This window comes from Actinomadura vinacea, from assembly GCF_039532545.1.
GTDB classification, from domain to species: domain Bacteria; phylum Actinomycetota; class Actinomycetes; order Streptosporangiales; family Streptosporangiaceae; genus Spirillospora; species Spirillospora vinacea.
In genome coordinates this window covers 77,968-102,989 of record NZ_BAAARW010000024.1, presented here as the reverse complement: position 1 = coordinate 102,989, position 25,022 = coordinate 77,968, and the positions used below count along the sequence as shown (strand labels likewise).

Genomic DNA, 25,022 nt, shown 5'->3' with positions numbered 1-25,022 from the left:
CCTCCATATACTTCGAGTTCAAATGATGCGAGTCATAACTATCATGACTCGAAGCAGCCCCGCTACACTCAAGGCATGGCTGAACGGCCCGATACGGTGGCGGACCCGGCGATGGCGGGGCAGATCGACCGGGAGGTGTGCAACCTGGCCCACCGGTTCGTCCAGAAGCTGGACGCCCACGTGCGCCGTGTCGCCGACGAACTCGGCCTGACCCCCACCCAGGTGGTGGCGCTGCGAGAGCTCTCGGATCCGATCACCGCACGGGAACTGGCCAACAGGATGGCCTGCGAGGCCTCCAACGCCACGTTCGTCCTCGACCGGCTGGAACAGCAGGGCCTGGTCGAACGGCGACCTCACCCAACCGACCGGCGCGCCAAGCAGATCGTGCTCACGCCCGCGGGTGAACGCCGCAGGGCCGATGTCCTGGAACGGCTGGACGCCTACTCGCCGCTGGCCGCCCTCAGCCGGACGCAGCAGACATCCCTGCGCGACCTGCTCCGAGCCCTCGTCACCTGAACACGCCCTAACCCGTGTTGCCTGGCTTCGTCCCGCCGGCCGCGCGTCGCCGCAGGATCAGCCACCGACCGGCCAGCCCCAGGGCGAACATGATCGCGCCGGTGAGGACGGATTGCCACGGCAGGGTGGCGACCAGGGCCAGGCACCCGGCCGCGCCGAGCAGGTTGAGCCCGCGCGGCCAGCGGCGGTCGGAGGCGGGCTGGGTGAACGCCGAGGCATTGGCGATGGCGTAGTAGACCAGGACGCCGAAGGAGGAGAAGCCGATCACACCGCGCAGGTCGACGGTGGCCACCAGGGCGCAGACCACGACCGCCAAGGCGATCTCGGCGCGGTGCGGGACCCGGTGGCGGGGGTGGACGGCGGCGAGCCACCCGGGCAGGTCGCGCCTGCGGGCCATGGCCAGACCGGTGCGGCCGATGCCGGCGATCAGCGCCAGCAGCGCGCCCAGCGCCGCCAGCGCGCCGCCCACCCGCACCACCGGGGCCAGACCGGCGGCGCCCGCCGCCTCGACCGCGGTGGTCAGTGGCGCGGTCGAGGCCGCGAGCCGGTGCGGCCCGGCGGCCAGCAGCGCCGCGACCCCGACCACCAGGTAGACGGCCACGGTGACCAGCAGCGCGATCGGGATCGCGCGGGGAATGGTGCGGCGCGGGTCGCGGACCTCCTCCCCCATGGTGGCGACGCGGGCATAGCCGGCAAAGGCGAAGAACAGCAGCCCCGCCGCCTGCAGGATGCCGTAGGCGCCGCCGGCACCCGCGGCCGACCAGCCGCCCAGGTGCGCGGTGCCGGCGTGGCCGCCGGCCGCGATGCCCACGACCACGACGGCCAAGGCGGTCAGGCTGGTGGCGACGAGCACCCGGGTGAGCAGGGCGGTCTTGGTCACGCCGCGGTAGTTGAGCGCGGCCAGCGCCAGCACGCCCGCGATCGCGGCGGCGCGTTGCGTCCACCAGGGACCGGGCACCGCGTAGGAGGCGAACGTGAGCGCCATGGCGGCGCACGAGGCGGTCTTGCCCACCACGAAGCCCCACCCCGCCGTGAACCCCCACCAGTCCCCGAGGCGCTCACGGCCGTAGACGTAGGTGCCGCCGGAGGTCGGGTAGGCCGCCGCGAGCTGGGCTGAGGCGACCGCGTTGCAGTAGGCGATCACCGCGGCGATCAGCAGCCCGATCAGCAGGCCCGTGCCCGCGGCACGGGCGGCGGGGCCGAACGCGGCGAACACACCCGCCCCGATCATCGACCCCAGTCCGATCACCACGGCGTCCCCGGTGCCCAACCGGCGCGCGAGACGGCCGCCATCGGGCGACGGAGGAGCCGCTTCGGGCACGTCGCGGCGCTGCGGACCGGACGCCACCATGCACCTCCCTCGCCGCCATATCCATCAAATCGGTTTGATGTATCGTCCGAGATATGGCGTCATCGAGTCAAGCCACCCCGGCGTTCGTGCGCCTGGCCGGCCACCCGCTGCGCTGGCGGCTGTTGACCGAACTCGCCGTCGGCGACCTGCGCGTCCGCGAGCTCATGGCACTGGTGCAAGCACCGCAGAACCTGGTGTCCTACCACCTGCGGCTGCTGCGCAAGGGCGGCCTGGTCACCGCCACACGCAGCAGCTTCGACGGCCGCGACAGCTACTACCGGCTGGACCTGGACCACTGCGCGCAGGCCCTCGCCGCCACCGGAGCCGCCCTGCATCCGGCCCTGCGCTCCGTCACCGCACCACCGGACGCCCGGCAGCGATGGCCCCGCCTGGCGGTTCTGTTCGTCTGCACGGGCAACAGCGCCCGCTCACCGATCGCCGAAGCCCTGCTGCGCCACCACACCGTCGGCCGCGTGAGCGTGACCAGCGCCGGCAGCCGCCCCAAACCCAGCCTGCACCCGCACGCGATACAGGTACTGCGCGAGCAGTACGGCATCGACATCACCGACCAGCGGCCCCGCCATCTGGACACCTTGCGCGGCCGCCGATTCGATCACGTGATCACCCTGTGCGACAAGGCCCGCGAAGTCTGCCCGGAATTCGGCGGCCGCTCCCGACGGATCCACTGGAGCATCCCCGACCCGGCCACGACGGGCCACCCCCAGCACACCGACTGCTCCGCATTCGCCCGCGCGGCCGCCGACATCGACACACGCATCCGCTACCTGCTGCCCGTCCTCGCCCAGACACCGGAGGCTCACCCATGACGGCACCCGGCCAATACGCCAGCGTCCGCTACCTCGTGGACGACGTCCAAGCAGCGATCGACTTCTACACCGCCCACCTCGGCTTCACCCTCAACAGCAGCGCAGCACCCGCCTTCGCCGACGTGGTACGCGGGCCGCTGCGGCTGCTGCTGTCCGGGCCCACCAGTTCCGGCGCCCGCGCCACACCCGCCGACGCCGTCCACCCGGGCCGCAACCGCATCCACCTGACCGTCGACGACCTGGACGCCGAGATCGCCCGCCTGCAGGCCGCGGGCCTGCCGTTCCGCAGCGACCTGGTCACCGGCCCCGGCGGGCGCCAGATCCTGCTGGCCGACCCTGCCGGCAACCTGATCGAACTGTTCCAGCCCGCCAAACAACCCAGCACGTCCCGCTAGGCGAGGAGCCTGCCGATCATGACCAGGTTCGCCAGCCCGGTCAGCTCCTCGTCCACGCTGGTGTGCTGGCCCGACAGCGCGATCCGCCGGCGGACCTGTCGCTCACCGTCACCATCCCTCGTCTCGCCATCCAGGTGTTCATTCCAGATGTTCCTAACATCTGGATTTTGTGCGTATCCTAATGTCTCGGGTTCTAGGGAAGGAGCTGTGATGGTCCGGCTGACTCGGGTGCAGCAGCAAGAACGCACTCGGACGTCCGTGCTGGCCGCGGCGAGGGAGGAGTTCACCGAGCGCGGCTACGCCTCGGCCAAGGTCGATCGGATCGCCGAGCGGGCCGAGCTGACCCGCGGGGCGGTGTACTCGAATTTCCCGAGCAAGCGCGCGCTGTATCTGGCGGTGCTGATCGACATGGTCGGCGACACCACCGGCGGCGGGCCTCCGACGTCGCCGATGCCGCTCGCCGACGCGCTGGGCGTGTTCGCCCGGGCCTGGCTCGAACGGCTGCCCTTGGTCGACGACACGGCTTCGGGAGGGCGCCTGCAACTGCGCTCGCTGGTCGGCGTCCTCGATGACGAGCACGGGCGCACGGTGCTGGCGCAGGCCGCCCGGCTGGAGGCGTTGCTGCTCGCCATCGCGCTGGAGTCGTGCGAACCGGTACATGCGGTGCCGGTGCGGCGCGTACGGCTGGCCGAGCTGGTGCTCACGCTCCTGGACGGTTCGGGTCACCTCGCTGAGACCGCACCGGGATTCGGTGACCCTTTCGACCTGGCGCGTGCGTGTGAGCATCTGGCCGGGATCGACCTCGCCGACACCTGGGCGCCGCCGCACCTGCCCTACGTCGCCAAGGCGCAACCGTGTCGGGACACTTGGGATCCGCCGACGGGACTCACGGATCAGATCGGCGGGGATCGGGTCGACCTCGGAGCCGACGGCCTGATCGCGGTGCTGGGGACCGGCCGTCTTGCCGCCGCCGAGGAAGCCGCCCGTTGCGCTCGGCCCGGCGAGCAGGTGACGGTGGTCGTCGTCACGAATGATCCCGCCGAGACCGGCCGCCTCGTACGGCTCAGAATCTCCGACCTCACCGCCTGCCTGCGGCGGGTGTTCGCTCCCGAGGTCTGGCACCGCGTCCGGCTGGTTCTCGATGATCAAGCGCTGACGGCGTCGGCGATCGGCCTGACCGGCCCCGACGACGAGGCGGAGGCCGCCGTGCGCGTCCAGGACGGCATGATCGTCGCCCGCGCCCGCGGGCGAGGCGCCCCCTATGCGGCATCGATCGCCGACGCTTCGAAGGGCGCACGGCCGCGGGGAACCAGGACATGACCCGGCCCGGGCATCCCGCGACCGACACCGACCTGCTGGTACTCCACGCCCTGCGCTGCGGCGGCCACGCCGGCCTCGCCCGCGTGGCCGCGGCCACGGGTCTCGGTGAGTCCGACGTCGAGTCCGAGCTGATCGATCTCGCGGTCGCCGGACTCGTCACGCACATGGCCGGCGACTTCGGCGGGTGGGGCCTGACGGATACCGGCCGTGCCCTCGATGCCGAGCGGATCACCGGCGAGCTGGAATCAGCCGGTGCCCGCACCGCCGTGACGGCGGCGTACGACGTCTTTCTCGTGCTCAACCCGGAACTTCTCGACCTCTGCACGGCATGGCAACTCCGGTCCGGCGACGGTGTCATGACCGCCAACGACCACAGCGATCGGTCCTACGACGCCCGCGTCCTCCACCGGTTCGCCGAGTTCGACCGGCGTGCCGCCGTCGTCTGCGCCGAACTGTCCGCGGCATTGCCTCGATTCGGCCGCTACCGGGCCCGCCTCACCGAAGCCCTCGATCGCACCGCCTCGGGCGAGTTGGAGTACTTGGCCGACAACACCGCGTCGTACCACGCCGTGTGGTTCGAGCTCCACGAAGACCTGCTCGCCACACTCGGGATCCCCCGATGAGATGGATTCGCCCGCTCTCCGCGCAGGTCGAGGAGACAGCGGAGACGCTGGGCGGCAAGGCGCACGGGCTCGTGGTCCTTCACCGTCTCGGGCTGCGGGTGCCCGCCGGGTTCGTCGTTACCACGGAGGCATGTCGGGAGTTCCTGCGCGAGGGGCGGCTTCCGGACGGCCTCGACGACGAGCTCGCGACGGCCGTCACCGACCTCGAAGCCTCCACCGGACGCCACTTCGGGGGATCGCGGGTGCCGTTGGCGGTGTCCGTCCGCTCGGGGGCCGGCGTCTCGATGCCCGGCATGATGAACACGGTCCTCAACCTCGGCCTCACGACCGGAGCCACAGCCGGGCTGGCGGCGGAGACGGGCGACTCGCGATTCGCGCTGAATTCGCGGCTGCGGTTCTTGTCCAGTTTCGCCTCTGCGATCACAGGCCTGGACGCGGACGGCGCGGGAGCCGTCCTCGGCAGAGCCCCTGGGCGAGGAGCCGGCGATGAGGAAGCCCACCTCACCCGCGGGATCGAAGCGGTCGAGAACCTCATCCGGCAGCGATGCGGTCGGCCGTTGCCGGACGACGCGACCCAGCAGTTGGAGCTGGCGGTCAAGACCGTGCTCTCGTCATGGGACACACCGCGCGCACGGACCTACCGCGAACTGCACGACGTCCCGCACGACCTCGGCACGGCCGCGATCGTGCAGGCGATGGTGTTCGGGAACCGCGATGACCACAGCGGCACCGGAGTCGCATTCAGCCGCGACCCCAACACCGGTGAGAACGTCCCGTTCGGCGAAGTCCTGTTCGGACACCAAGGCGAAGACGTCGTCTCGGGCAGAGCGCTGACCCGGCCCCTGCGCGAACTCGCCGACCGAGAGCCTGCCGTGTGGACCGGCCTCCTCGATGCCCTGAGCCGGATCGAGGGGCACTACCGCGACGCGTGCTACGTCGAGTTCACCTTCCAGACCGGCGAGCTGTGGATACTGCAGGTCCGGCCCGGCCGGTTCGTCGGAGGTGCCGCCGTCCGCGTGGCGACCGACCTCGCCGACGAGCGCGTGATCGGACATCACGAAGCGCTGCTCAGAGTCTCACCGCGGCACCTCCAACACGTCCGCACACCCCGAATGGCGACGACCGAGAAGACCGACATCCTGGCCCGCGGGCTGGGCGCCTGTCCCGGTGTCGCGGTCGGCAAAGTGGCGACCACGGCCGACGCGGCAGCGCGCATGGCCATGGACGGCCCGGTCATCTTGGTACGTCCAGAGACCTCCCCGCACGACATGCGCGGCCTGGCCGCCGCCACCGGCATCGTCACCGCCCGTGGCGGGCCGGCCAGCCACGCCGCGGTCGTCGCACGCGCGATGGGCAAACCCGCTGTCGTGGGGATCGCCGACCTCGCCGTCGACGTCGCCGGCGCCTCGGTGAGTGCCCGTGGACGCACCATCGGCGAAGGCACCCTCGTCACCATCGACGGGACCAGCGGCGAAGTCGCCCTCGGCAGCCCCCGCATCGTCACGGCCACAGCCGACGCCCACCTGCACCGGCTACTCCAGTGGGCCGACGACGTATCGGGCGACCACTCCGACCGCGATGAAGCCCAACGCCTCATCGCCGCCCATGCCGTGCTCCGCCACGACTGAACCGCTCCGGTCTTGCACAGCGACGGCGTGTGACGACCGCGTTGATCATCTGCCGGTCGCGTCACCGGCCGCATCGCCGTCCAGGCGGCCAATGGGGAGAAATTCCCGGACATCCACCTGGCACGGCTGACCCCAGGACGCCAGTTCTGCTTCTGCAGGGGCGACATCCAGCCGTACCCCGCCGAGTGGCTGCGCGGCGTACCGTCTTCGCTCCAGGCCGGGACCGTGACCTGGGGGGCCACGGCCTGGGACTAGCGCCGGGCCGTCTCCATCGGCCACGGACAGCCCGCCGTGCACGGACATCAGCTGGTGATCAGGCCGCCGCCTTCTCGCGCAGGGGCTTCAGCGCCTTGGACCAGGCGATGACCTCGTCCAGCAGCTCGACCAGGGCGGGCTCCTGGTAGGCGCCCGGGACGATCACGCCGGGCTCGGCCGGGTCGGTGGTCTCGAAGTCCGCGAACGCCGACAGCGCAACCTGGGTGCGCACGTTGGCCACCTGGACCTCGGTCATGACCTGGCGCAGGTGTTCGACGGCGCGCACGCCCCCGTGCACGCCGTGGCTGACGAAACCGGCCGCCTTGTTGTTCCACTCGCCGAACAGGAAGTCGATCGCGTTCTTCAGCGCGGCCGGGGCGGAATGGTTGTACTCCGGGGTGACGAACACGAAGCCGTCGAAGGAGGCGATGGTCTCGGCCCAGCGGTTGGTGTGGGGGTGGCGGTACTCGCCGAACAGGGCCGGCTTGTGCTCGTCCAGCACCGACAGGGCGTACTCGGCCAGATCGACGACCTCGAAGGCCGCCTCACCGGCCGCGACGGCCGGGTGGCGGGAGGCGATCCCGGCCACCCAGCCGGCCGCGACGGCGGTCCGGCGGCGGGGGCGGGTACTGCCGATGACGATGGCAATCCTGATCATTGTCGTCTCCTCATGTCTCCGTGGAACCTGAGGTAAAGTACAACGTGCATGGCAATAAGTAAAACGCTCAATGCAAATACATCGGAGAGACAGCAGATGACCAGGGAAGACAAGCGCAGAGCGATCCTGGCCGGCGCCCTGACGGTTTTCGCCCGCGACGGCTACACCCGCGCGAGCATCGACGTGATCGCCCGCACGGCGGAGGTGTCGACACGCACCATCTACAACCACTTCGCCGACAAGGCCGACCTGTTCCAGACCGTCATCCAGGAGAGCGCCACCCGGGCCGCCGACGCGCAGATCGCCATCATCGACCGCCACCTGCGGAAGGTCACCGACCTGGAGGCCGACCTCATCGAGTTCGGCCACGCCATCACCGCGCCGGCCGTGGCCGGGCAGTCCGAGCACTTCGCGCTGGTCCGGCAGGTCAACGCCGAGGCCGTCCACGTCCCGCGAGCCGCGATCGACGCCTGGCAGGAGACCGGACCGCTACGGGTCCGCCGTGAACTCGCCGGGCATCTGCGGCGGTGGACCGAGCAGGGGCTGCTGCACGCCGAGGACCCGGACCGGGCCGCCGTCCACCTCCTGCTGCTGATCTCGGTCGGCGATCCGTCCTACCCGGGCGACGTCCTCACGGACGAGGAGATCGGCCGGACCGTCACCTCCGGCGTCCGCGCGTTCCTGCACGGTTATCTCCAGGAGCCCGAAGGGGCGGTCCTCAGCAGCGCGGAGCAGCATCTGCCGAGGACCGCATCGCCTCCGACGGAATGAGGCGCCCGAATCGGCGGGTCGGGTTCAGGTCATCTTCGGCCAGGGGACCTCGGCGAGCGTGTTCAAGAGCGGGACGAGTTCCGCCTCCTCCCGGTCCAGGTGGGATTCCAGCACATCGCCGAGCCGATCCACCTCCGCACGGACCCTGGCGGGATCGGCGGATCCGGCCTCGCCGAGCAGGCCCGCGAGTTCCTCCCGGAGTCCGGCCACCTTGGCGTGCTCGGCGCGCAGCGACTCCAGCACCGGAGCCAGTTCGGGGAAGCGGTCCAGCAACACCTGGAACATCACCAGGTCTTCACCGGTGTGGTGCCGCTCCAACGACTCGCAGAACCACAGGCAGTGCTCGCGGAGCCCTACCGCGGGCACCGCCTCCCCGCCGAGGGCGGACCTGATCGAGGCGAGCTCGTGCCGGAAGGCGTTGTGCAACTCGACCAGCTCGTCTCCGGCCGCCCGCAACCGCGAGCCTTGCGCCGACGGGTCCACCGGGTGCAGCACGACCACCGGCAGCGTCCGCGACGTCCGCTCCTGGTAGCCGGCGTAGCCGGACGCCTCCTCCAGGACGCGGGCGAACAGCCGATCGCGCTCGTCCCCCTCGGCGGGCACGGCCAGCACGGTGATCGTGCGGATCCGCTCGCCGTCCCCGATCTCCAGGGTGGCCCGGGGCTCGGCCACCAGGTTGTGGTACCAGCCGGGATGCCGCGGGGCTCCCCCGGCCGAGGCGACCACCAGGTACAGCCCGTCCTCGAGGACGAAGCCGACCGGGGAGGTGCGGCGCGCCCCCGTCCGGGCGCCCGTCGTGGTCAGCAGCGCCAGGACGGCCCCTTCGAAGGGGCCGCCGACCTTTCCGCCGTTGGCGCGGAACTCCTGGATGATCTGCTTGTTGAAATCAAAGGGCATGCTCTGCCGCTCTCCTTGCATGAGTGAAAAAGGGCGAGAAAGCGCACGGCGGCCCACGTCGAGCGGCGGGGATCAGCGCAGGCCCGCAGGCCTGGCGGAGAACTCAGAAGAAGTGCGGTGTGTGACACCGCCACGCGTGGGGACGACGCGCGAGCGCTGTGATCAGGCGCGGTCCGTGACGTTAATGTCCACGACATCATCCCCTTGCGGTCAGGGTGTCGGCCTGATCGCCCCGAGAAACCGGCAGCGCCACGCGAAACACCGCCGCCCATTACAGCGGGTGCTTTTGAAGCTGTCAATCAGTGCAGGCGGTGCTGTGAGGGCGGTCACACCGGCACACGCCTTTACATTGTACGTTAAGGTCTGAGTTCGACTTTTCTCATTCGTTCACGAACGCGTTTCGCCCGGCTCGGTGGCCTTCCGGCCCGGGGGCGCGGCCATCCAGGCGGTCAGGCGGAGAGGAACTCGCGGACCGCATGGTGGGCGGCGTTGCGCAGGTCGGCGTGCAGGGCCGCGTTGGCCTCCCGGTCGGTGCGCGCCTCGATGATCCGCAGCCCCTCCCCCGCGATCGCCTTGGGCAGGTCGGCGGCCGCGTCCAGCACGCGGTGCGGGACGCCGTGCGCCGCCGCGACCGCGGCCAGGTCGACCTGGTGGGGGGTGCCGAAGACGCGCTCGAACGGGTCCCGCAGCGCCGCCTGCGGCAGCAGCGAGAAGATCCCGCCGCCCCGGTTGTTGACCACCACCAGGGCCAGGTCGGGGCGGCGGTCGCCGGGACCGATGATCAGCCCGTTCTGGTCGTGCAGGAACGCCAGGTCGCCCAGCAGGGCGTAGGAGCGGCCGCTGTGCGCCAGGGCGGCGCCGATCGCGGTGGAGACCAGCCCGTCGATGCCGCTGGCGCCGCGGCTGGCCATGATCCGGATGCCGCGCCGCGGCCGCATCACCTGGTCCAGGTCGCGGATCGGCATGCTGGCCGCGGAGAACAGCAGCGACCCGCCGGGCAGCCCGGCGACCAGGTCGCGGGCCAGCCGCGGCTCGGTGACCTCGGGGACGGCGTCCAGCACCCGGTCGACGGCCGCGGCGGCGGCCAGGTCGGCGGCGCGCCAGGACTTCAGCCAGGCGTCGTCGCCGGACACCACGGGGATCTCCACGTCCTGGGCGACCTGGGTGGCCGAGCGGACCGGGTCCGGCCAGCGGGCCAGGGCCGGGGACAGCACGATGTGCTCCTCCGCGCGCCTGAGAAGCGACAGCAGCGGCCGGGACAGGCCGGGCTTGCCCAGGGTCACCACCACCTCTGGACGGTGCCGCTCGACGAACTCCGGGACGCCCAGCAGGAAGTGGTGGGACGAGAGGGCGTGGTCGCCGTAGCGGGCGTTGCCGTTGGGCTCGGCCAGCACCGGCCAGCCCGCCATCGAGGCGGCGGCCACGTACCGCTTGACGTTGCTGGCGCCGTCGCCGACGACCAGCACGCCGCGCCGCGTCGGCGGGACGTGCAGCACCGACCCCGGCGTCGCCGCGCGGATCTTGGTCCAGGCGCCGGTGGCGTCGCCGTCCAGCGGCTCGCACCAGGTCTCGTCGCCGTCGGGCACCAGCGGTTCGCGGAAGGCGGCGTTCAGGTGCACCGGGCCGGGCTCGGGCGCCTGCGCCAGCCCCCACGTCCGGCTGATCAGCGACCGCCAGTAGGCGACCATGCCGGGCCGGTTCTCCGGCACCCCGATCTCGCAGCTCCAGCGGACCGCCGTCCCGTACAGCTTGACCTGGTCGATGGTCTGGTTGGCGCCGGTTTCGCGCAGTTCGGGCGGCCGGTCGGCGGTGAGCAGGATCAGCGGCACACCGGACTCGTGCGCCTCGATCACGGCCGGGTGGAAGTTGGCGGCCGCGGTGCCGGAGGTGCACACCAGCGCGACCGGGCGGCCGGACCGCTTGGCCATGCCCAGGGCCAGGAACGAGGCCGACCGCTCGTCGATCCGCACGTGCATCCGGACCCGTCCGGACTGCTCGGCGGCGTGCAGCGCCAGGGCCAGCGGCGCCGAGCGGGAGCCGGGGGCCAGCACCACCTCGGTCATGCCGCAGCGCAGCAGCTCGTCGACCAGCACGGTGGCCAGCGCGGTGGCGGGGTTCATCGGCCGCTTCCGGCCGGGACGCCGTCCAGGGCCTCGGCGGCGCCGGCGGTCCTGCGGCGCCAGCCCGCGGCCGTGTCCGGACCGGGCTCCACGCGGCGCAGCGCGTCCTGGTCGACCTCGGGCCGGCGCACCGGGATCGCGCCGTCCTCGGGACGCAGCGGGTCGCGGACGACGTCGTCCTCCAGCAGCGACAGCGTGGCCAGCCCGCAGGCGAACGGCAGCTCGGGCAGCGCGGCGGCCAGGGCCAGCCCGGCGGCCAGGCCGACCGAGGTCTCCACGGCGCTCGACACCACCACCGGCAGCCCGCAGGACTCGGCGACCCGCAGCGCGGCGCGCACCCCGCCCAGCGGCTGCACCTTCAGCACCGCGATGTCGGCGGCCCCGGCCGCGCGCACCTTGAGGGGGTCCTCGGCGCGGCGGATCGACTCGTCGGCGGCGACCGGGACGTCCACCCGCAGCCGCACCCGGGCCAGTTCCTCCAGCGTCGCGCAGGGCTGCTCGACGTACTCCAGGTCGAACCGGTCCAGGGCGCGGATCATCCGGGCCGCGGTGTCGACGTCCCAGCCGCCGTTGACGTCGACGCGGACCTTGCCGGCGGGGCCGAGCGCGGCGCGCACCGCCTCGACCCGGGCCAGGTCGTCGGCCTCGTCCTGGCCGCGCTCGGCGACCTTGACCTTGGCGGTGCGGCACCCGGACGCGGCGGTCAGCGCGTGCGCCTGGTCCGGGCCGACCGCCGGGACGGTCACGTTCACCGGGATCCGGTCGCGCAGCGGCGCCGGCCACCCGTCGAAGGCGGCCTCCCGGGCGGCGGCGAGCCAGCGGGCGCACTCGGCCGGGCCGTACTCGGCGAACGGGGAGAACTCCCCCCACCCGGCCGGGCCGTGGAGCAGCACGCCCTCCCGCTGCGTGATGCCCCGGAACCGCGTCCGCATCGGGATGGAGTAGACCCGCACCCGCTGACCCCCTGCCGTCCCGCCTGGAACAGTGACTCGAACAATGAGTGGTACCCGGTTAGTAATACCAGGGGAAACGCGACCAATCAGGGTCGCGCTTCTCAAGGAACGAATCCCGGCCCTCGGCGGCCTCGTCGGTGCCGTAGGCGAGCCGGGTGGCCTCGCCGGCGAACACCTGCTGCCCGACCAGGCCGTCGTCGACGGCGTTGAAGGCGAACTTGAGCATCCGCTGGGCCGTGGGGCTCTTGCCGTTGATCTTGCGGGCCCACTCCAGCGCGGTGCGCTCCAGCTCGGCGTGCGGGACGACCGCGTTGACCATGCCCATCCGGTGCGCGGCCTCGGCGTCGTAGTCGTCGCCCAGGAAGAAGATCTCGCGGGCGAACTTCTGGCCGACCTGGCGGGCCAGGTAGGCCGAGCCGAAGCCGCCGTCGAAGCTGGCCACGTCGGCGTCGGTCTGCTTGAAGCGGGCGTGCTCGCGGCTGGCCAGCGTCAGGTCGCACACCACGTGCAGGCTGTGCCCGCCCCCGGCGGCCCAGCCGGGCACCACGCAGATCACCGGCTTGCCCATGAACCGGATGAGCCGCTGCACCTCCAGGATGTGCAGCCGGCCCGCGCGGGCCGGGTCGATGGTGTCGGAGGTCTCGCCCTCGGCGTACTTGTAGCCGTCCTTGCCGCGGATGCGCTGGTCGCCGCCCGAGCAGAAGGCCCAGCCGCCGTCCCTGGGCGAGGGGCCGTTGCCGGTCAGCAGCACGCAGCCGACGTCGCTGGACATCCGCGCGTGGTCCAGGGCCCGGTAGAGCTCGTCGACGGTGTGCGGCCGGAACGCGTTGCGGACCTCGGGCCGGTCGAACGCGATGCGCACCGTGCCCTGGTCGACGGCCCTGTGGTAGGTGATGTCGGTGAAGCCGAAGCCCTCGACTTCCTTCCAGGCTCCGCTGTCGAACAACTCCGAGACCATCTCGTGGCGTTCCTCTCCGTTGGGGATCCGATTCGATTCGGCCGCCGGGGCCATTCAACCGCCTCCCGGATTCGAACGCGTTCAGCGGGGTCGTCTACGCTGTCCCCCGTCATGTCCCAGCCTCCGCACGCGAACGTGCTGCCCCCAGGTCCCCGGCTGTTCGAGGCCCTCGCCGCCGCGTTGGACGGGACCGGTCCCGCCCTGTGCCCCCTCGCCCCCGGCATGCCCGGCGCCGCGCTGGAGGGGGTGCTGGAGGCCCTGGCGCCGGGCGCCGTGGAGACCGCCGACGGCGTCCGGGCCCGGCACGGGGGCGTCCCGGTGACCGAGGGCACCGCGGTGCTGATCGCCACCTCCGGCTCCACCGGCACCCCCAAGATCGTGGAGCTGCCGGCGGCGGCGCTGCGCCACTCGGCCGCCGCGACCCTGGCCCGGGTCGGCGCCGAGCCCGGCGAACGGTGGCTGTGCTGCCTGCCCACCAGCCACATCTCCGGCATCCAGGTGCTGGTGCGGGCGCTGGTCGGCGGCACCGAGCCGGTGATCCAGCCGCGGTTCGACCCCACCGCCGTGGCCGACGCGGACGCCGCGCACCTGGCGTGCGTCCCGACGCAGCTCCGGCGGCTCCTGGACGCGGGGGTGGACCTGGGCAAGTTCCGCTCGATCGTGCTGGGCGGCGCGGCCGCTCCCCCGGACCTGCTGGCCGAGGCCGGGCGGCGCGGCGCGCGGGTGTTCACCGCCTACGGGATGAGCGAGACCTGCGGCGGCTGCGTCTACGACGGCCTGCCGCTGGACGGCGTGCGGGCCGCGGTCGGTGAGGACGGCCGGATCCGCCTGGCCGGGCCGGTGCTGTTCTCCGGCTACCGGCTGCGCCCCGAGACGACCGCCGCCGTCCGCGAGGGTGAGTGGTTCGTCACATCGGACCTGGGCGCCTTCGACGCCGAGGGGCGGCTGCGGGTGCGCGGCCGGGTCGACGATGTGATCAACACCGGCGGGGAGAAGGTCGTGGCGGGCGAGGTGGCCGACGCGCTGTCCCGCCATCCGGGCGTGCGGGACGCGGTGGTGGTCGGCCGGCCCGACGCCGAATGGGGGGAGCGGGTCACGGCGGTCGTCGTCCCGGAGGCCCGGACCGCCCTGGGCCTGGACGAGCTGCGCGCCTGGGTCCGCGAGACGCTACCGTCCTACGCGGCGCCGCGCGAGCTGGAGCTGGTCACGGCCATCCCGCTGCTGCCGTCCGGCAAGCCCGACCGGGAACTCCTGCGCCGCCCCGCCCGCTGATCCGCGCACGTGGCAGGCTTGTTCCCCGGGGGCTTCCATGGCTGAAGGGCAGCAGGAGAGCGCGCGGACGGTGCTGCTGGCGCTCGCCGCCAACCTCGGGATCGCCGTCGCCAAGATCATCGCGGCGGTGCTCACCGGATCGGCGTCGATGGCGGCCGAGGCCGCGCACTCGGTCGCCGACACCTTCAACGAGGTGCTGCTCTGGGTCGGGCTGCGCCGCAGCGGGCGACCCGCGGACCGGCGGCATCCGCTCGGGCACGGCAAGGAGCGCTACATCTGGACGCTCCTGGTCGCCGTGGCGATCTTCGGGATGGGCGCGCTGTTCGCGTTCTACCAGGGCGTGGAGACGCTGCTGGGCCACCACGACGGCGAGGCCGACCCGCTGGCCGGGTACATCGTGCTGGCGATCTCGTTCGTGCTGGAGGCGGTCTCCTGGCGGCAGGCGGTGCGGCAGGTCCGCGCCGCCGCCCGGGAGGAGGGCCTGCCGGTGCTCGCCTACATCCGCGGCACCGACGAGCCGACCTCGATCAGCGTGCTGCTTGAGGACTCGGCCGCCCTCCTCGGGCTGCTGCTGGCCTTCTGCGGGCTGGGCCTGCACCAGCTCACCGGGTCGTCGGCGTGGGACGGGGCCGGTTCGGTCCTGATCGGGGTGCTGCTGACGGCCGTCGCGCTGGTCCTGGGGCGGATCAACCTCAACCTGCTGGTGGGACGGCAGGCCGATCCGCGGCTGGTCCGCGACATCCGGCGCCGGCTCGCGGCGGCCGAGGAGGTCGAGTGGGTGGCCGACATCGTGACGGTGACCTTCGGCACCGACCGGGTGCTGGTGTGCGCCAGGCTGGACTTCCGGGACGCGCTGACGGCCGGGGACGTGGAGCGGGCGTGCGTGCGGATGGACCGCGAGCTGCGGGAGGCGCACCCGGAGGTGGACGAGGTCTTCCTCGAGCCGGTCCCGCGCGACGATCCCGAGTTGCGCGCCCGGGTGGTCGGGCGGTACGGCCGGATCGCCCCGCCACCGCCGGAAGCATCGTGAATTACTTCACAGGCCGCCCGAGAATACCCCAGCTTGGGGTCCTATGACCGACTCCATGGAGTGCTGTGGGACGCTTGATACCGGCCACTGGGAACAGTACCCGGCCGCGCGGCGTTCCGAATAGTGCGCGCGAAACCACCGCACACAAACCCGCGCCGCACCACACCACCGAAGGGAGGGGGTGTCCTCATGCCGCGAACCGCCATGCCAATTAGCGCCGAGACCCCGCCGACGGAGGGCACGAGCCCGGCGCTCGACGCCCTCCTGGAGCGTGGCCGTGACCGCGGGCGCCTCTCGCTCGCCGAGGTGCGCCGGGCCTTCGAGGCCGCAGGGATCAGCCCGTCGCAGGGCCGTTCCATCCTGCGCGAGCTCTCCGAGGCCGGCATCAGGCTGGCCAGCGAGGACGAGGCGGCCCACCGCTCCACCGCCAAGACGGACCAGCCGCAGGCCGCCCCCGCACCCGCGTCCGGGCGGGCCGCCGGGCGCAAGCGCCCCGCCGCACAGGCCGCCGACCAGCCGGCCGCCGCGCGGCCGGGCGGCAGGACCCCTGCGAAGTCCACCGCCAAGACCGTGCGGCGTCCCGCCGCCAAGACAGAGGCCGCCCCGGCCGAGGACGGCTCGTTCGAGGTGACCGAGGTGGAGGCCGAGGAGGCCGCCGCCGACCTCGACGACCAGTCCACCACCATGGGCGACTCGGTCCACACCTACCTCAAGGCCATCGGCCGCCGCCAGCTGCTCACCGCCGAGCAGGAGGTCGACCTCGCCAAGCGCATCGAGGTCGGGCTGTACGCCGAGCACAAGCTGGAGAACGAGAAGCTCACCCCCGAGCTGCGCGCCGACCTGGAGTGGGTCGCAGCCGACGGGCGCCGCGCCAAGTCCCACATGCTGGAGGCCAACCTCCGGCTGGTGGTCTCGGTCGCCAAGAAGTACTCCGACCGCGGCCTGTCGCTGCTGGACGTCGTCCAGGAGGGCAACCTGGGCCTGATCCGCGCGGTTGAGAAGTTCGACTACTCCAAGGGCTACAAGTTCTCCACCTACGCGATGTGGTGGATCCGGCAGGCGATCCAGCGCGGGTTCGCCGACTCGGCCCGCACCATCCGGCTGCCCGTCCACGTGCTGGAGATGCTGAGCAAGCTCAGCCGCGTGGAACGGGACATGCACCAGCGGCTGGGCCGCGAGCCCACGCCCGAGGAGCTGGCCGCCGAGCTGGACAAGAGCCCCGAGCAGGTCCGCGAGCTGCTGCGCACCAGCCGGCAGCCGATCAGCCTGGACTCCACCATCGGCGAGGACGGCGAGACCCGGATCGGCGACCTGATCGAGGACACCGACAGCCCGGAGGCCTCCGAGCTGGTGGACCGCCAGCTGATGGCCGACCAGCTCCGCCGGACCCTGGACATCCTGTCCCCGCGCGAGGCCAAGATCATGGCGATGCGGTTCGGGCTGTTCGACGGCACGCCCCGGACCCTGGACGAGATCGGCAGGGCGCTCGGGCTGACCCGCGAGCGGATCCGCCAGCTGGAGAAGGAGTCGCTGTCCAAGCTGCGGCACCCCAGCAACGCGCGGCCGCTGCTGGACTTCGCGGTCTGAGGCCCGCAAAGGGCCGCGCAAGCCCGCGCGGCCCCCGGAGTCCTCTCCCACAAAGGTGTGCGGAAGGAAGGCCCGCCGGACCCGGCGGGCCTTCCGCCGTCCGGCGGGAGCGTCATTCGCCGCGGCGGAACTCCAGCACCGCCACGCCCATCAGCCCCAGCCCCATGACCAGCACCAGCGCGATCTCCAGCGCATCCTGCGACATGGCAACCACCCCAGCCATGACTTTGAGTGATGAATTGGATGCAGAATGCTAAAGTTGTGGGTGTGAAGATTGTGGTGCAGGCGAAGCTGCTGCCCACCGTCGAGCAGGCGGCGGCTCTGGAGGCGGCCGGGTATGGCTGAGCCCGGAAGGCCGCTTGGGACGATCGACGCGCCGTTCGATGCGCCGTTCGTGGTGCCCGGGCCGTCTGGTGTGGCGATACGTGACCGGCTCAAGGAGCTCACCGCTGAGGACGAGAAGGTTCTCCACGCCGTAGGCGAGCTTCTGGGGCGTCTGGCCTCTGGTGACCTCAAGGCGCGGTGTGCGGACGGAAACAGCCACTGCACCAACAGGTGGGCGGTCCGGAAGCGGGATCTGACGGCGGAGTCGTCGTCGCGGTGGGCCGGGTCGATCACCAAGGCCACCCATGATCAGTGGGCGTTGGCCCGCCGATGCCAGCTCGCCCACATCCACAATCTTCAGGCAGGTGTCCGCATGCTGCGGCACCGTTTGTCGCAGCCCATCGGGGAGCCCGGTACCAAGCGCGCGCCGGGCGGGTACCGCTCGGCGCACGAGTGGTTCCACAAGCCCCGTCGCCTGCACACCCTCCAGGCCCGGCTGGAGCAGGAGCGAGCCGACCACCAGGCCGGGATCGTGCATGTGGTGCGCGGCGGCAAACGCCTGCTGAACCAGCGCCACCACCTCGAAAAGGCACAGCTCACCGAGGCGGAGTGGCGCCAGCGGTGGGAGGCCGAGCGGTGGTTCCTCGCCGCTGACGGCGAGTCGGGCAAGCGGTACGGCAACGAGACGATCCGCCTCACGCCCGATGGCCAGATCGCCATCAAGCTGCCCGCGCCGCTTGCGCACCTGGCAAACGCAGCGCACGGCCGGTATGTCCTCACCAGCCGCGTCGCCTTCAAACACCGGGGGACCGGGTGGCGCGACCGCGTCTGCGCGAACCGGGCCGTCGCCTACCGCATCCATCTCGACGCGGCCCGTGGGCGCTGGTACCTCACCGCGTCCTGGCAGCGGCCAGCGGTCGAAACGATCCCCCTTCAGGCCGCACGCGCCCAGGGCATGATCGGTGTGGACACCAACGCCGACCACTTCGCCGCCTGGCAAATCGACCGGCACGGCAACCCGGTCGGCGACCCGCACCGGTTCTTCTACGATCTGTCGGGTACAGCCGGTCATCGGGACGCGCAGCTCCGGCACGCCCTCACCCGCCTTCTGTATTGGGCCCAGCGGTGCGGAGTCGCCGCCATCGCGATCGAAGACCTGGACTTCGCGCAGGAGAAGACCCGCGAGAAGCACGGCCGCAGGAAGCGGTTCCGGCAGCTCGTCTCCGGCATCCCGGCCGGCAGGCTCAAGGCCCGTCTGGTGTCGATGGCCGCCGAGTTCGGCCTGGCGATCGTGGCCGTCGATCCGGCCTACACCTCCCGGTGGGGCGCGCAGCACTGGCACAAGCCCATGGCTGCACCCCGCCGTCGTACGACCCGACACGATGCCGCGAGCATCGCGATCGGCAGACGCGCCCTCGGACACCCGATCCGGCGACGGACGACACCGCCCCCGCACCACCAGAGCGATGGTGCTGGGCATCGGACCGTCCAGGCCGACCGTGGTCTCCGGGGACGTGACGAAACCCGCCGCCCCGTCACGGACCGTGCACACGATGCACGCGCCCGGACAGGGAACACACCCCGGACAGGGGACACACAAAGAACGCGGGCGAACCAGTGCATCCAAAACCGTTCGGGATGCGCGCAGTGCCGGGCAGCGGGTCCAAGCCCCACTCCTGACCACTGATTAGGAACGGTGCAGAGCATGTTGATGCGTCAGCCGGTCAGGTGGATGACCGAGAAAGGCCCGCCCTGAGGGTCGCTCAGCACCGCGAAACGGCCGATCGGCAGGTCGGTCGGCGGCACGTGCACCGTCCCGCCCAGCTCGCCGGCCAGCGCCGCCGCCGCATCGCAGTCGGCCACCGCGAAGTACACCATCCAGTGCGGCGGGACCTCCCGCGGCCACTCCTCGCCCATCGGGATCATCCCCCCGACGGGCGGACCGCCCGGATTGCGCCACTCGGTGTAGGCGATGCCGCCGTCGGAGCGGGTCTCGCCCTCCCAGCCGAACACCGCCCCGTAGAACGCCTTGGCCGCCTCGGGGTCGCGGCACGCCAGCTCGCTCCAGCAGTAGGTGCCCGGCTCGTTCACCACGCCCGCGCCCTGGAACCCCTGCGGCTGCCAGGCGCCCAGCACGGCACCGACCGCGTCGGCGAAGATGGCGATCCGGCCCTGGTCGAGGATGTCCATCGGCTCCATGAGCACCTGGCCGCCCGCCCGGCGCACCGCCTCGGTGACCGCGTCCAGGTCGGTGACGCTCACGTAGGTGCACCAGGCCACCGGCTGGCCCTCGACCGTCTGCGGCATCAGCGCGGCCACCGGCCTGGCGTCCCCGGGGCCGGGGGTCATCATCGTGTAGCCACCGGTCACCGGATCGACCGGCTCCTGGGCGTGCCATCCGAACAGGCGGCCGTAGAACTCCTTGGAGGACGCGAAGTCCGGGGTGCCCAGATCCACCCAGCACGGCGTGCCCGGCTCGTATGAGGTTCTCTCCGGCATGGGCCGACTCCGTCCTCACCTTCGGCTGCGCCGCTCACCTGAAGCCTAGATCGCGCCCGGTAAAGCCTCAGGCCGCGTCCGGACAGCGCGGCCCCAAGTAGGCGGCGCGGAGCCCGCGCGGCCCCTCAGGCCACGGGGACGGCGGCGGCCGCGTGGATCCGGGCCTCGTCGAAACGGCGCAGCACCAGCCGGGCCAGCGCGTCATGCGCGCCGATGGGCGCGCTGACGTGATCGGCGCCCGACGCGGCCATCCGGCCGTGGAAGAACCCCGGCGCGATCAGATGGGAGGCCACCAGCACCCGTTCCGCGCCGCGCGCCCGCTGCTCGGCGACCACCTCCGCCAGCGGCGGGCCGCCCGCCGCCACGAACCCGTACGGCACCGGACGCCGCAGCCGCCGCGACAGCAGCCGCGCCGCCGTCCGCACGTCCGCCATGCCGGCCGGATCCGACGACCCCGCGGCACCCAGCACCACCGCGTCCGAGGCACGCGGCCGCACGCCCTCGGCGAGCCGCCCGGCCGTCGCCGCCGCCAGCAGCATGTGCGGCCCCAGCGGACCGGCCGTCACCACCCGCGGGCACAGCCGCTCCACCCGGCCGGGAATGTCGATCAGCGCGTGATACCCGCGCGCCAGCATCATCGGGACCGCCACCACCGGGCCCTCGATCCGCCGCGCGGCCGCCTCCAGCGACGGTTCGGCCAGCTCGGCGTACGCCTCGGCGACCGGCAGCCACGGACGGTGCGCCCGCACCCGCTCCAGCAGCGCCCGCACCACCGCGGGCCCGCCCGGATCCCTGGTGCCGTGCGCGACCGCCAGCAGCGTCGGAACACCCTGCGCGCCGGCCATCGAACCCGCGTCAGCCACTGAACTCCGCTCGGACCGGCTCCACCGGCCGCGGGTCGCACGCCAGCCGGTACCCGCGCTTGACCACCGTCTCCACGATCCCCGACCGGCCCAGCCCGCGCCGCAGCCGGGCCACCGCCATCTCCACCGCGTGCTCGTCGGCCTGCGGACGGCCCTCCCGCGACCACGGCGAACCGCCCACGATCAGCCGGCTCGGCAGCACCCCGCACAGCTCCGCGCGCGACACCACATGCCCCGGACGCCGCGCCAGCGCCCGCAGGATCGCCATCGGCGCCGGCGCGATCGGCCGCAGCTGCCCGTCCAGCACCACCGCGTGCCCGCGCAGCTCCAGCGACACCCCCCGCACCCGCAGCATCCGCGACCGGCGGCGCGGCAGGTCCGACACCAGCGCCCGCACCAGCGCCCCGATCCGCGCCCGCTCCGGCTGGACGGTCGGCACGCCCCGCTCGACCAGCGGCTGCGCCGTCACCGGGCCCACGCAGGCCGCCACCACATGGGTGCGCAGCGCCTCCAGCAGCGGCTCCTCCAGCCCGTCCTCGGCCGCCACCGCCAGCGTCGCGGCCACCGCGGGCGAGGAGGTGAAGGTGATCGCGTCGACCGTGCCCGCCACCGCCTGCCCCACCAGCCGGCGCAGCGGCGTCGGGTCGTCGGTCCGCGACCACCGGTACACCGGGATCTCGACCACCTCGGCGCCCGCGGCGCGCAGCGCGCCGGTGAACTCCGGAAGCTGCTCGCCGTACAGCTGCACCGCGATCCGGGCGCCGCCGACGTCCTTCTCCAGCAGGTGCTTGAGCACCTCCGCGCAGCTCTCCGACTCCGGCGACCAGCGCTCCTGCAGCCCGGCCTGGCGGATCGCGCCGCGCGCCTTGGGCCCGCGCGCCAGGATGTCCACCCCCGCCAGCCGCTCGATCAGGCCGTCGCGCAGCCCCCACCCGTCGGCCGTCTCCAGCCAGGCCCGGAACCCGATCCCGGTGGTGACCACCACGTGGTCCAGCGGCCGCTCGATGCACTCCCGCGTGGCGTGCAGCAGCTCGGCGTCGTCCGACAGCGGGATGAGCCGGATCGCGGGAGCGTTGACGACCCGGGCGCCGCGCCGCTCCAGCAGCGTGGCCAGTTCCTCGTGGCGGCGGGCCGCGGTCACCCCCACCGCGAATCCGGCGAGGGGCTCACTCTCGGTGCTCATCAGGGCCGAACACCTCCCCGGACGTCCCCGGTACCGCCTGGGGCGCCCGCAGGGCCACCTCCACGCGATCCCCGGCGGCGACGCGGCGGATCGCGAAGGTGGGCAGCGCCACCTCCGGATCGTCCAGGCAGGATCCGGTGCGCAGATCGAAGACCTGCTTGAACATGGGCGAGGCGACGGTGGGCGCGCCGCCGCGGGTGCCCAGGATCCCGCGCGAGACCACGTAGGCGCCGCTGAAGGGGTCGAGGTTGGACAGCGCGAACAGCTCGCCCTCGAAGGTGCGGAAGACCGCCACCTGGACGTCCCGCACCATCGCGCAGGCGCCCCGTTCGGGGACCAGGTCGGCGTAGCGGCAGATGTCGTGCCAGCCGGCGGCGGTCAGGGGCTCGGCGGGCCCGCGGGCGGGGGCGAGGTCGGGCGTCGTGGTCATCGTGCGGCCACCTCCAGCCGTGGGCCGGTCACCAGGACCGGCTTCATCTGGTCGCGCTCGGGTTCGAAGGCGATGCTCGGGTCGGGCGTGTCGGGTGCGTTGACGAAGGAGACGAAGCGGCTCAGCTTGGCCGGGTCCTCGAGGGTGTCGCGCCACTCGTCGGAGTAGGAGCCGACGTGCCGGTCCATGGCGGCGTCCAGCTCGGCGCAGATGCCCAGCCGGTCGTCGACGACCACCTCGCGGAGGTAGTCCAGCCCGCCCTCCAGGCCCTCCAGCCAGGTCGCGGTGCGCTGCAGCCGGTCGGCGGTGCGGATGTAGAACATCAGGAAGCGGTCGATGTAGCGGACCAGGGTCGCGTCGTCCAGGTCGGTGGCGAACAGGTCCGCGTGGCGCGGGCGCATGCCGCCGTTGCCGGCGACGTAGAGGTTCCAGCCCTTCTCGGTCGCGATGATCCCGAAGTCCTTGCCCTGCGCCTCGGCGCACTCGCGGGCGCAGCCCGACACCGCCGACTTCAGCTTGTGCGGGGCGCGCAGCCCCCGGTACCGCAGCTCCAGCTTGATCGCCATGGCGACCGAGTCCTGGACGCCGTACCGGCACCAGGTCGACCCCACGCACGACTTCACCGTGCGCAGCGCCTTGCCGTAGGCGTGCCCGGACTCGAACCCGGCCTCGACCAGCCGCTTCCAGATCCGCGGCAGCTGCTCCACCCGGGCGCCGAACAGGTCCAGCCGCTGCGCTCCGGTGATCTTGAGGTAGAGGCCGAACTCCCGCGCCACCTCGCCGATCACGATCAGCTTCTCGGGCGTGATCTCACCGCCGGGCACCCGCGGCACCACCGAGTAGGTGCCGTTCTTCTGCAGGTTGGCCAGGAAGTGGTCGTTGGTGTCCTGCAGCGCCGCCTGCTCGCCCTCCAGGATGTGCCCGTTGCCCAGGCTGGCCAGGATCGAGGCCACCGCCGGCTTGCAGATGTCGCAGCCGCGGCCCCGGCCGTGCTGCTCGATCAGCTCGGTGAACGTGCGGATCCCGCGCACCCGCACGATGTCGAACAGCTCGGCGCGGCTGTGCTCGAAGTGCTCGCACAGCGCCCGGCTGACCTCGATCCCGGCGGCGGTCAGCTCCGCGTCCAGGATCTTCTTGGCCAGCGGCACGCAGCTGCCGCAGGTGCTGCCGGCCTTGGTGCAGGACTTGATGCCGGGGACGTCGGTCAGGCCCTCGTCGCGGATCGCGCACCGGATCGTCTCGGCGCTGACGTTGTTGCAGCTGCAGATCACGGTGGCGCCCGGCATATCGCCGCCGGCGGACTCGGTTCCGCCGAACAGCGCCTGCTCCGGCGAGCCGGGCAGCTGCCCGCCGACATAGGCGCGCAGCGTCGGGTACGACTCGGCGTCGCCGACCAGCACCCCGCCCAGCAGCGTCCTGGCGTCGTCGCTGACGATCAGCTTCTTGTAGATGCCGGCGACCGGGTCGGTGTAGGTGACGTCCAGGGCGCCCTGGTCGGGGCCGGCGAACGGGTCGCCGAAGCTGGCCACGTCCACGCCCATCAGCTTGAGCTTGGTGGACAGGTCGGCGCCCTCGAACCGGGCCTGGCCGGCACCGCCGGCGGAAAGCGCCAGCAGCCCGTCGGCCACCACCTCGGCCATGCTGAAGCAGGGCGCGACCAGGCCGTACACCTGGCCGCCGACCAGCGCGCACTCCCCGATCGCGTAGATCGCCGGGTCCTCGGTGCGGCAGGCCGCGTCGACCACGATCCCGCCGCGCTCCCCCACCGGCAGGCCGCACTCGCGGGCCAGCGCGTCGCGCGGGCGGATCCCGGCCGAGAAGACCACCACCCCGGCCTCGATCGCCGAGCCGTCCGACAGCGCGACCCGCGCCACCGAACCGTCCGCCCCGGCCTCCAGGCCGGCGATCGGCGTACCGGCGTGCACCTTCATGTCCAGCGCCTCGATGTGGCGGCGCAGCATGGCGCCGCCGCCCTCGTCGAGCTGGCGCGGCATCAGCCAGGGCGCCACTTCGACGACGTTCGTGGCCACGCCCAGGCCCTGAAGCGCCCTGGCGGCCTCCAGCCCGAGCAGGCCGCCGCCCACGACGACGCCACCGGCCCGAGCGCTTGACGTTGTAAGGTTCGCGCAGTGCGTGCGGAGCGCGTCCAGATCGTCGATGGTGCGGTAGACGAACACCCCGGGAAGATCATGGCCCGGCACCGGCGGCACGAACGGCGCCGACCCCGTCGCCAGCACCAGCGCGTCGTAGCAGACCTCGCGGCCCGACGCGGTCCGCACCTGGCGGGCCGCGCGGTCGACCGCCACCACGGGGTCTCCCGTCAGCAGTTCCACGCCCTCGTCATGCGGCGGGCACGCCAGATCGGCGTCCTCGGTCAGGTACGAGGTCAGCGCGACCCGGTCGTAGGCCGGGCGGGTCTCCTCACCGATCACCGTGACGCGCCAGGAACGGGCCGTGTCGCGCTCGCGCAGCGCCTCGACGAGCCGGTGGCCGGTCGGACCGTGGCCTACGACGACCAGCTCCATGGGTTCGTCTCCGTCGTTCATGGGCCCGATCCTCAGC

The 25,022-nt window shown here is 72.5% G+C and carries 22 protein-coding genes; 11 read left to right on the top strand and 11 right to left on the bottom strand.

The window, feature by feature from the left end; genetic code table 11:
* Nucleotides 1–75 precede the first annotated feature (75 nt).
* Nucleotides 76–516: a MarR family winged helix-turn-helix transcriptional regulator gene (locus ABD340_RS31840; protein WP_344594011.1), complete on the top strand. Its 441-nt coding sequence runs from the start codon at nt 76–78 to the stop codon at nt 514–516.
* Nucleotides 517–523: 7 nt separating this feature from the next.
* Here ABD340_RS31840 and ABD340_RS31835 read toward each other — a convergent pair whose 3' ends face one another.
* Nucleotides 524–1,867, bottom strand: a complete 1,344-nt coding sequence (locus ABD340_RS31835; RefSeq protein ID WP_344594010.1) for an APC family permease — start codon at nt 1,865–1,867, stop codon at nt 524–526.
* Nucleotides 1,868–1,920: 53 nt separating this feature from the next.
* Between ABD340_RS31835 and ABD340_RS31830 the strand changes: the two genes are divergently transcribed.
* The 5 genes from ABD340_RS31830 (at nt 1,921) to ABD340_RS31805 (ending at nt 6,660) form a co-directional block, all read left to right on the top strand.
* On the top strand, nt 1,921–2,694 hold the full coding sequence (locus ABD340_RS31830) for an arsenate reductase/protein-tyrosine-phosphatase family protein (RefSeq protein ID WP_344594009.1): 774 nt from the start codon (nt 1,921–1,923) through the stop codon (nt 2,692–2,694).
* A complete protein-coding gene (locus tag ABD340_RS31825; RefSeq protein ID WP_344594008.1) occupies nt 2,691–3,089 on the top strand; it encodes a VOC family protein in 399 nt (132 codons plus the stop codon). Before ABD340_RS31830 ends, ABD340_RS31825 begins: the two co-directional genes overlap by 4 nt.
* Before the next feature lie 210 nt (nt 3,090–3,299).
* Nucleotides 3,300–4,409, top strand: coding sequence for a TetR/AcrR family transcriptional regulator (locus ABD340_RS31815; RefSeq protein ID WP_344594006.1), 1,110 nt, complete (start codon nt 3,300–3,302; stop codon nt 4,407–4,409).
* Entirely contained in the window at nt 4,406–5,032 is a 627-nt protein-coding gene (locus ABD340_RS31810) for a transcriptional regulator (RefSeq protein WP_344594004.1), read from the top strand. The genes ABD340_RS31815 and ABD340_RS31810 overlap by 4 nt, the downstream gene beginning before the upstream one ends.
* Nucleotides 5,029–6,660 (top strand): pyruvate, phosphate dikinase, encoded by a 1,632-nt coding sequence (locus tag ABD340_RS31805; protein ID WP_344594003.1) that lies wholly within the window; start codon nt 5,029–5,031, stop codon nt 6,658–6,660. The genes ABD340_RS31810 and ABD340_RS31805 overlap by 4 nt, the downstream gene beginning before the upstream one ends.
* 313 nt (nt 6,661–6,973) lie before the next feature.
* On the opposite strand, the gene ABD340_RS31800 is transcribed toward ABD340_RS31805, so the two are convergent.
* The gene (locus ABD340_RS31800; protein ID WP_344594002.1) at nt 6,974–7,573 is read right to left on the bottom strand and encodes an NADPH-dependent FMN reductase; all 600 of its coding nucleotides are present in this window, start codon (nt 7,571–7,573) and stop codon (nt 6,974–6,976) included.
* 96 nt (nt 7,574–7,669) lie between these two features.
* Between ABD340_RS31800 and ABD340_RS31795 the strand changes: the two genes are divergently transcribed.
* Nucleotides 7,670–8,344, top strand: a complete 675-nt coding sequence (locus tag ABD340_RS31795) for a TetR/AcrR family transcriptional regulator (protein WP_344594000.1) — start codon at nt 7,670–7,672, stop codon at nt 8,342–8,344.
* Between the two features lie 24 nt (nt 8,345–8,368).
* Here the strand turns inward: ABD340_RS31795 and ABD340_RS31790 are convergent, their stop codons facing one another.
* From ABD340_RS31790 to ABD340_RS31775, 4 genes are all read right to left on the bottom strand, one after another.
* Nucleotides 8,369–9,241 (bottom strand): nitroreductase/quinone reductase family protein, encoded by an 873-nt coding sequence (locus ABD340_RS31790; RefSeq protein WP_344593999.1) that lies wholly within the window; start codon nt 9,239–9,241, stop codon nt 8,369–8,371.
* Between the two features lie 449 nt (nt 9,242–9,690).
* Nucleotides 9,691–11,361 (bottom strand): 2-succinyl-5-enolpyruvyl-6-hydroxy-3-cyclohexene-1-carboxylic-acid synthase, encoded by a 1,671-nt coding sequence (gene menD / locus ABD340_RS31785; RefSeq protein WP_344593998.1) that lies wholly within the window; start codon nt 11,359–11,361, stop codon nt 9,691–9,693.
* A complete protein-coding gene (locus tag ABD340_RS31780; RefSeq protein WP_344593997.1) occupies nt 11,358–12,314 on the bottom strand; it encodes an o-succinylbenzoate synthase in 957 nt (318 codons plus the stop codon). Before ABD340_RS31780 ends, menD begins: the two co-directional genes overlap by 4 nt.
* 58 nt (nt 12,315–12,372) lie before the next feature.
* Entirely contained in the window at nt 12,373–13,272 is a 900-nt protein-coding gene (locus tag ABD340_RS31775; RefSeq protein WP_344593995.1) for a 1,4-dihydroxy-2-naphthoyl-CoA synthase, read from the bottom strand.
* Nucleotides 13,273–13,383: 111 nt separating this feature from the next.
* On the opposite strand from ABD340_RS31775, the gene ABD340_RS31770 reads away from it, so the two are divergent.
* From ABD340_RS31770 to ABD340_RS31755, 4 genes are all read left to right on the top strand, one after another.
* Nucleotides 13,384–14,544, top strand: coding sequence for a class I adenylate-forming enzyme family protein (locus ABD340_RS31770; RefSeq protein WP_344593994.1), 1,161 nt, complete (start codon nt 13,384–13,386; stop codon nt 14,542–14,544).
* Between the two features lie 37 nt (nt 14,545–14,581).
* A complete protein-coding gene (locus tag ABD340_RS31765) occupies nt 14,582–15,574 on the top strand; it encodes a cation diffusion facilitator family transporter (protein WP_344593993.1) in 993 nt (330 codons plus the stop codon).
* Between the two features lie 189 nt (nt 15,575–15,763).
* Nucleotides 15,764–17,161 (top strand): RNA polymerase sigma factor, encoded by a 1,398-nt coding sequence (locus ABD340_RS31760; protein WP_425547483.1) that lies wholly within the window; start codon nt 15,764–15,766, stop codon nt 17,159–17,161.
* An 856-nt stretch (nt 17,162–18,017) separates the two neighbouring features.
* Nucleotides 18,018–19,172, top strand: a complete 1,155-nt coding sequence (locus tag ABD340_RS31755) for a hypothetical protein (RefSeq protein ID WP_344593991.1) — start codon at nt 18,018–18,020, stop codon at nt 19,170–19,172.
* A 29-nt stretch (nt 19,173–19,201) separates the two neighbouring features.
* Here the strand turns inward: ABD340_RS31755 and ABD340_RS31750 are convergent, their stop codons facing one another.
* The 5 genes from ABD340_RS31750 to nirB form a co-directional block, all read right to left on the bottom strand.
* Nucleotides 19,202–19,984: a VOC family protein gene (locus ABD340_RS31750; protein WP_344593989.1), complete on the bottom strand. Its 783-nt coding sequence runs from the start codon at nt 19,982–19,984 to the stop codon at nt 19,202–19,204.
* 125 nt (nt 19,985–20,109) lie between these two features.
* Nucleotides 20,110–20,847 carry a sirohydrochlorin chelatase gene (locus tag ABD340_RS31745; RefSeq protein WP_344593987.1) on the bottom strand — a complete coding sequence of 246 codons (738 nt, stop codon included), beginning with the start codon at nt 20,845–20,847 and terminating at the stop codon, nt 20,110–20,112.
* A complete protein-coding gene (locus ABD340_RS31740) occupies nt 20,840–22,030 on the bottom strand; it encodes a uroporphyrinogen-III synthase (RefSeq protein WP_344593986.1) in 1,191 nt (396 codons plus the stop codon). Before ABD340_RS31740 ends, ABD340_RS31745 begins: the two co-directional genes overlap by 8 nt.
* Nucleotides 22,014–22,460, bottom strand: a complete 447-nt coding sequence (nirD, locus tag ABD340_RS31735) for a nitrite reductase small subunit NirD (protein WP_344593984.1) — start codon at nt 22,458–22,460, stop codon at nt 22,014–22,016. Before nirD ends, ABD340_RS31740 begins: the two co-directional genes overlap by 17 nt.
* The gene (nirB, locus tag ABD340_RS31730; RefSeq protein ID WP_344593983.1) at nt 22,457–25,006 is read right to left on the bottom strand and encodes a nitrite reductase large subunit NirB; all 2,550 of its coding nucleotides are present in this window, start codon (nt 25,004–25,006) and stop codon (nt 22,457–22,459) included. The genes nirD and nirB overlap by 4 nt, the downstream gene beginning before the upstream one ends.
* Nucleotides 25,007–25,022: the final 16 nt, after the last annotated feature.

Bases quoted from the DNA above. Each gene is read 5' to 3' on its own strand.
- ABD340_RS31840 (WP_344594011.1), top strand. From the start codon at position 76: ATGGCTGAACGGCCCGATACGGTGGCGGACCCGGCGATGGCGGGGCAG.
- ABD340_RS31835 (WP_344594010.1), bottom strand. From the start codon at position 1,867: ATGGTGGCGTCCGGTCCGCAGCGCCGCGACGTGCCCGAAGCGGCTCCT.
- ABD340_RS31830 (WP_344594009.1), top strand. From the start codon at position 1,921: ATGGCGTCATCGAGTCAAGCCACCCCGGCGTTCGTGCGCCTGGCCGGC.
- ABD340_RS31825 (WP_344594008.1), top strand. From the start codon at position 2,691: ATGACGGCACCCGGCCAATACGCCAGCGTCCGCTACCTCGTGGACGAC.
- ABD340_RS31815 (WP_344594006.1), top strand. From the start codon at position 3,300: ATGGTCCGGCTGACTCGGGTGCAGCAGCAAGAACGCACTCGGACGTCC.
- ABD340_RS31810 (WP_344594004.1), top strand. From the start codon at position 4,406: ATGACCCGGCCCGGGCATCCCGCGACCGACACCGACCTGCTGGTACTC.
- ABD340_RS31805 (WP_344594003.1), top strand. From the start codon at position 5,029: ATGAGATGGATTCGCCCGCTCTCCGCGCAGGTCGAGGAGACAGCGGAG.
- ABD340_RS31800 (WP_344594002.1), bottom strand. From the start codon at position 7,573: ATGATCAGGATTGCCATCGTCATCGGCAGTACCCGCCCCCGCCGCCGG.
- ABD340_RS31795 (WP_344594000.1), top strand. From the start codon at position 7,670: ATGACCAGGGAAGACAAGCGCAGAGCGATCCTGGCCGGCGCCCTGACG.
- ABD340_RS31790 (WP_344593999.1), bottom strand. From the start codon at position 9,241: ATGCCCTTTGATTTCAACAAGCAGATCATCCAGGAGTTCCGCGCCAAC.
- menD (WP_344593998.1), bottom strand. From the start codon at position 11,361: ATGAACCCCGCCACCGCGCTGGCCACCGTGCTGGTCGACGAGCTGCTG.
- ABD340_RS31775 (WP_344593995.1), bottom strand. From the start codon at position 13,272: ATGGTCTCGGAGTTGTTCGACAGCGGAGCCTGGAAGGAAGTCGAGGGC.
- ABD340_RS31770 (WP_344593994.1), top strand. From the start codon at position 13,384: ATGTCCCAGCCTCCGCACGCGAACGTGCTGCCCCCAGGTCCCCGGCTG.
- ABD340_RS31765 (WP_344593993.1), top strand. From the start codon at position 14,582: ATGGCTGAAGGGCAGCAGGAGAGCGCGCGGACGGTGCTGCTGGCGCTC.
- ABD340_RS31760 (WP_425547483.1), top strand. From the start codon at position 15,764: ATGCCGCGAACCGCCATGCCAATTAGCGCCGAGACCCCGCCGACGGAG.
- ABD340_RS31750 (WP_344593989.1), bottom strand. From the start codon at position 19,984: ATGCCGGAGAGAACCTCATACGAGCCGGGCACGCCGTGCTGGGTGGAT.
- ABD340_RS31740 (WP_344593986.1), bottom strand. From the start codon at position 22,030: ATGAGCACCGAGAGTGAGCCCCTCGCCGGATTCGCGGTGGGGGTGACC.
- nirD (WP_344593984.1), bottom strand. From the start codon at position 22,460: ATGACCACGACGCCCGACCTCGCCCCCGCCCGCGGGCCCGCCGAGCCC.
- nirB (WP_344593983.1), bottom strand. From the start codon at position 25,006: ATGAACGACGGAGACGAACCCATGGAGCTGGTCGTCGTAGGCCACGGT.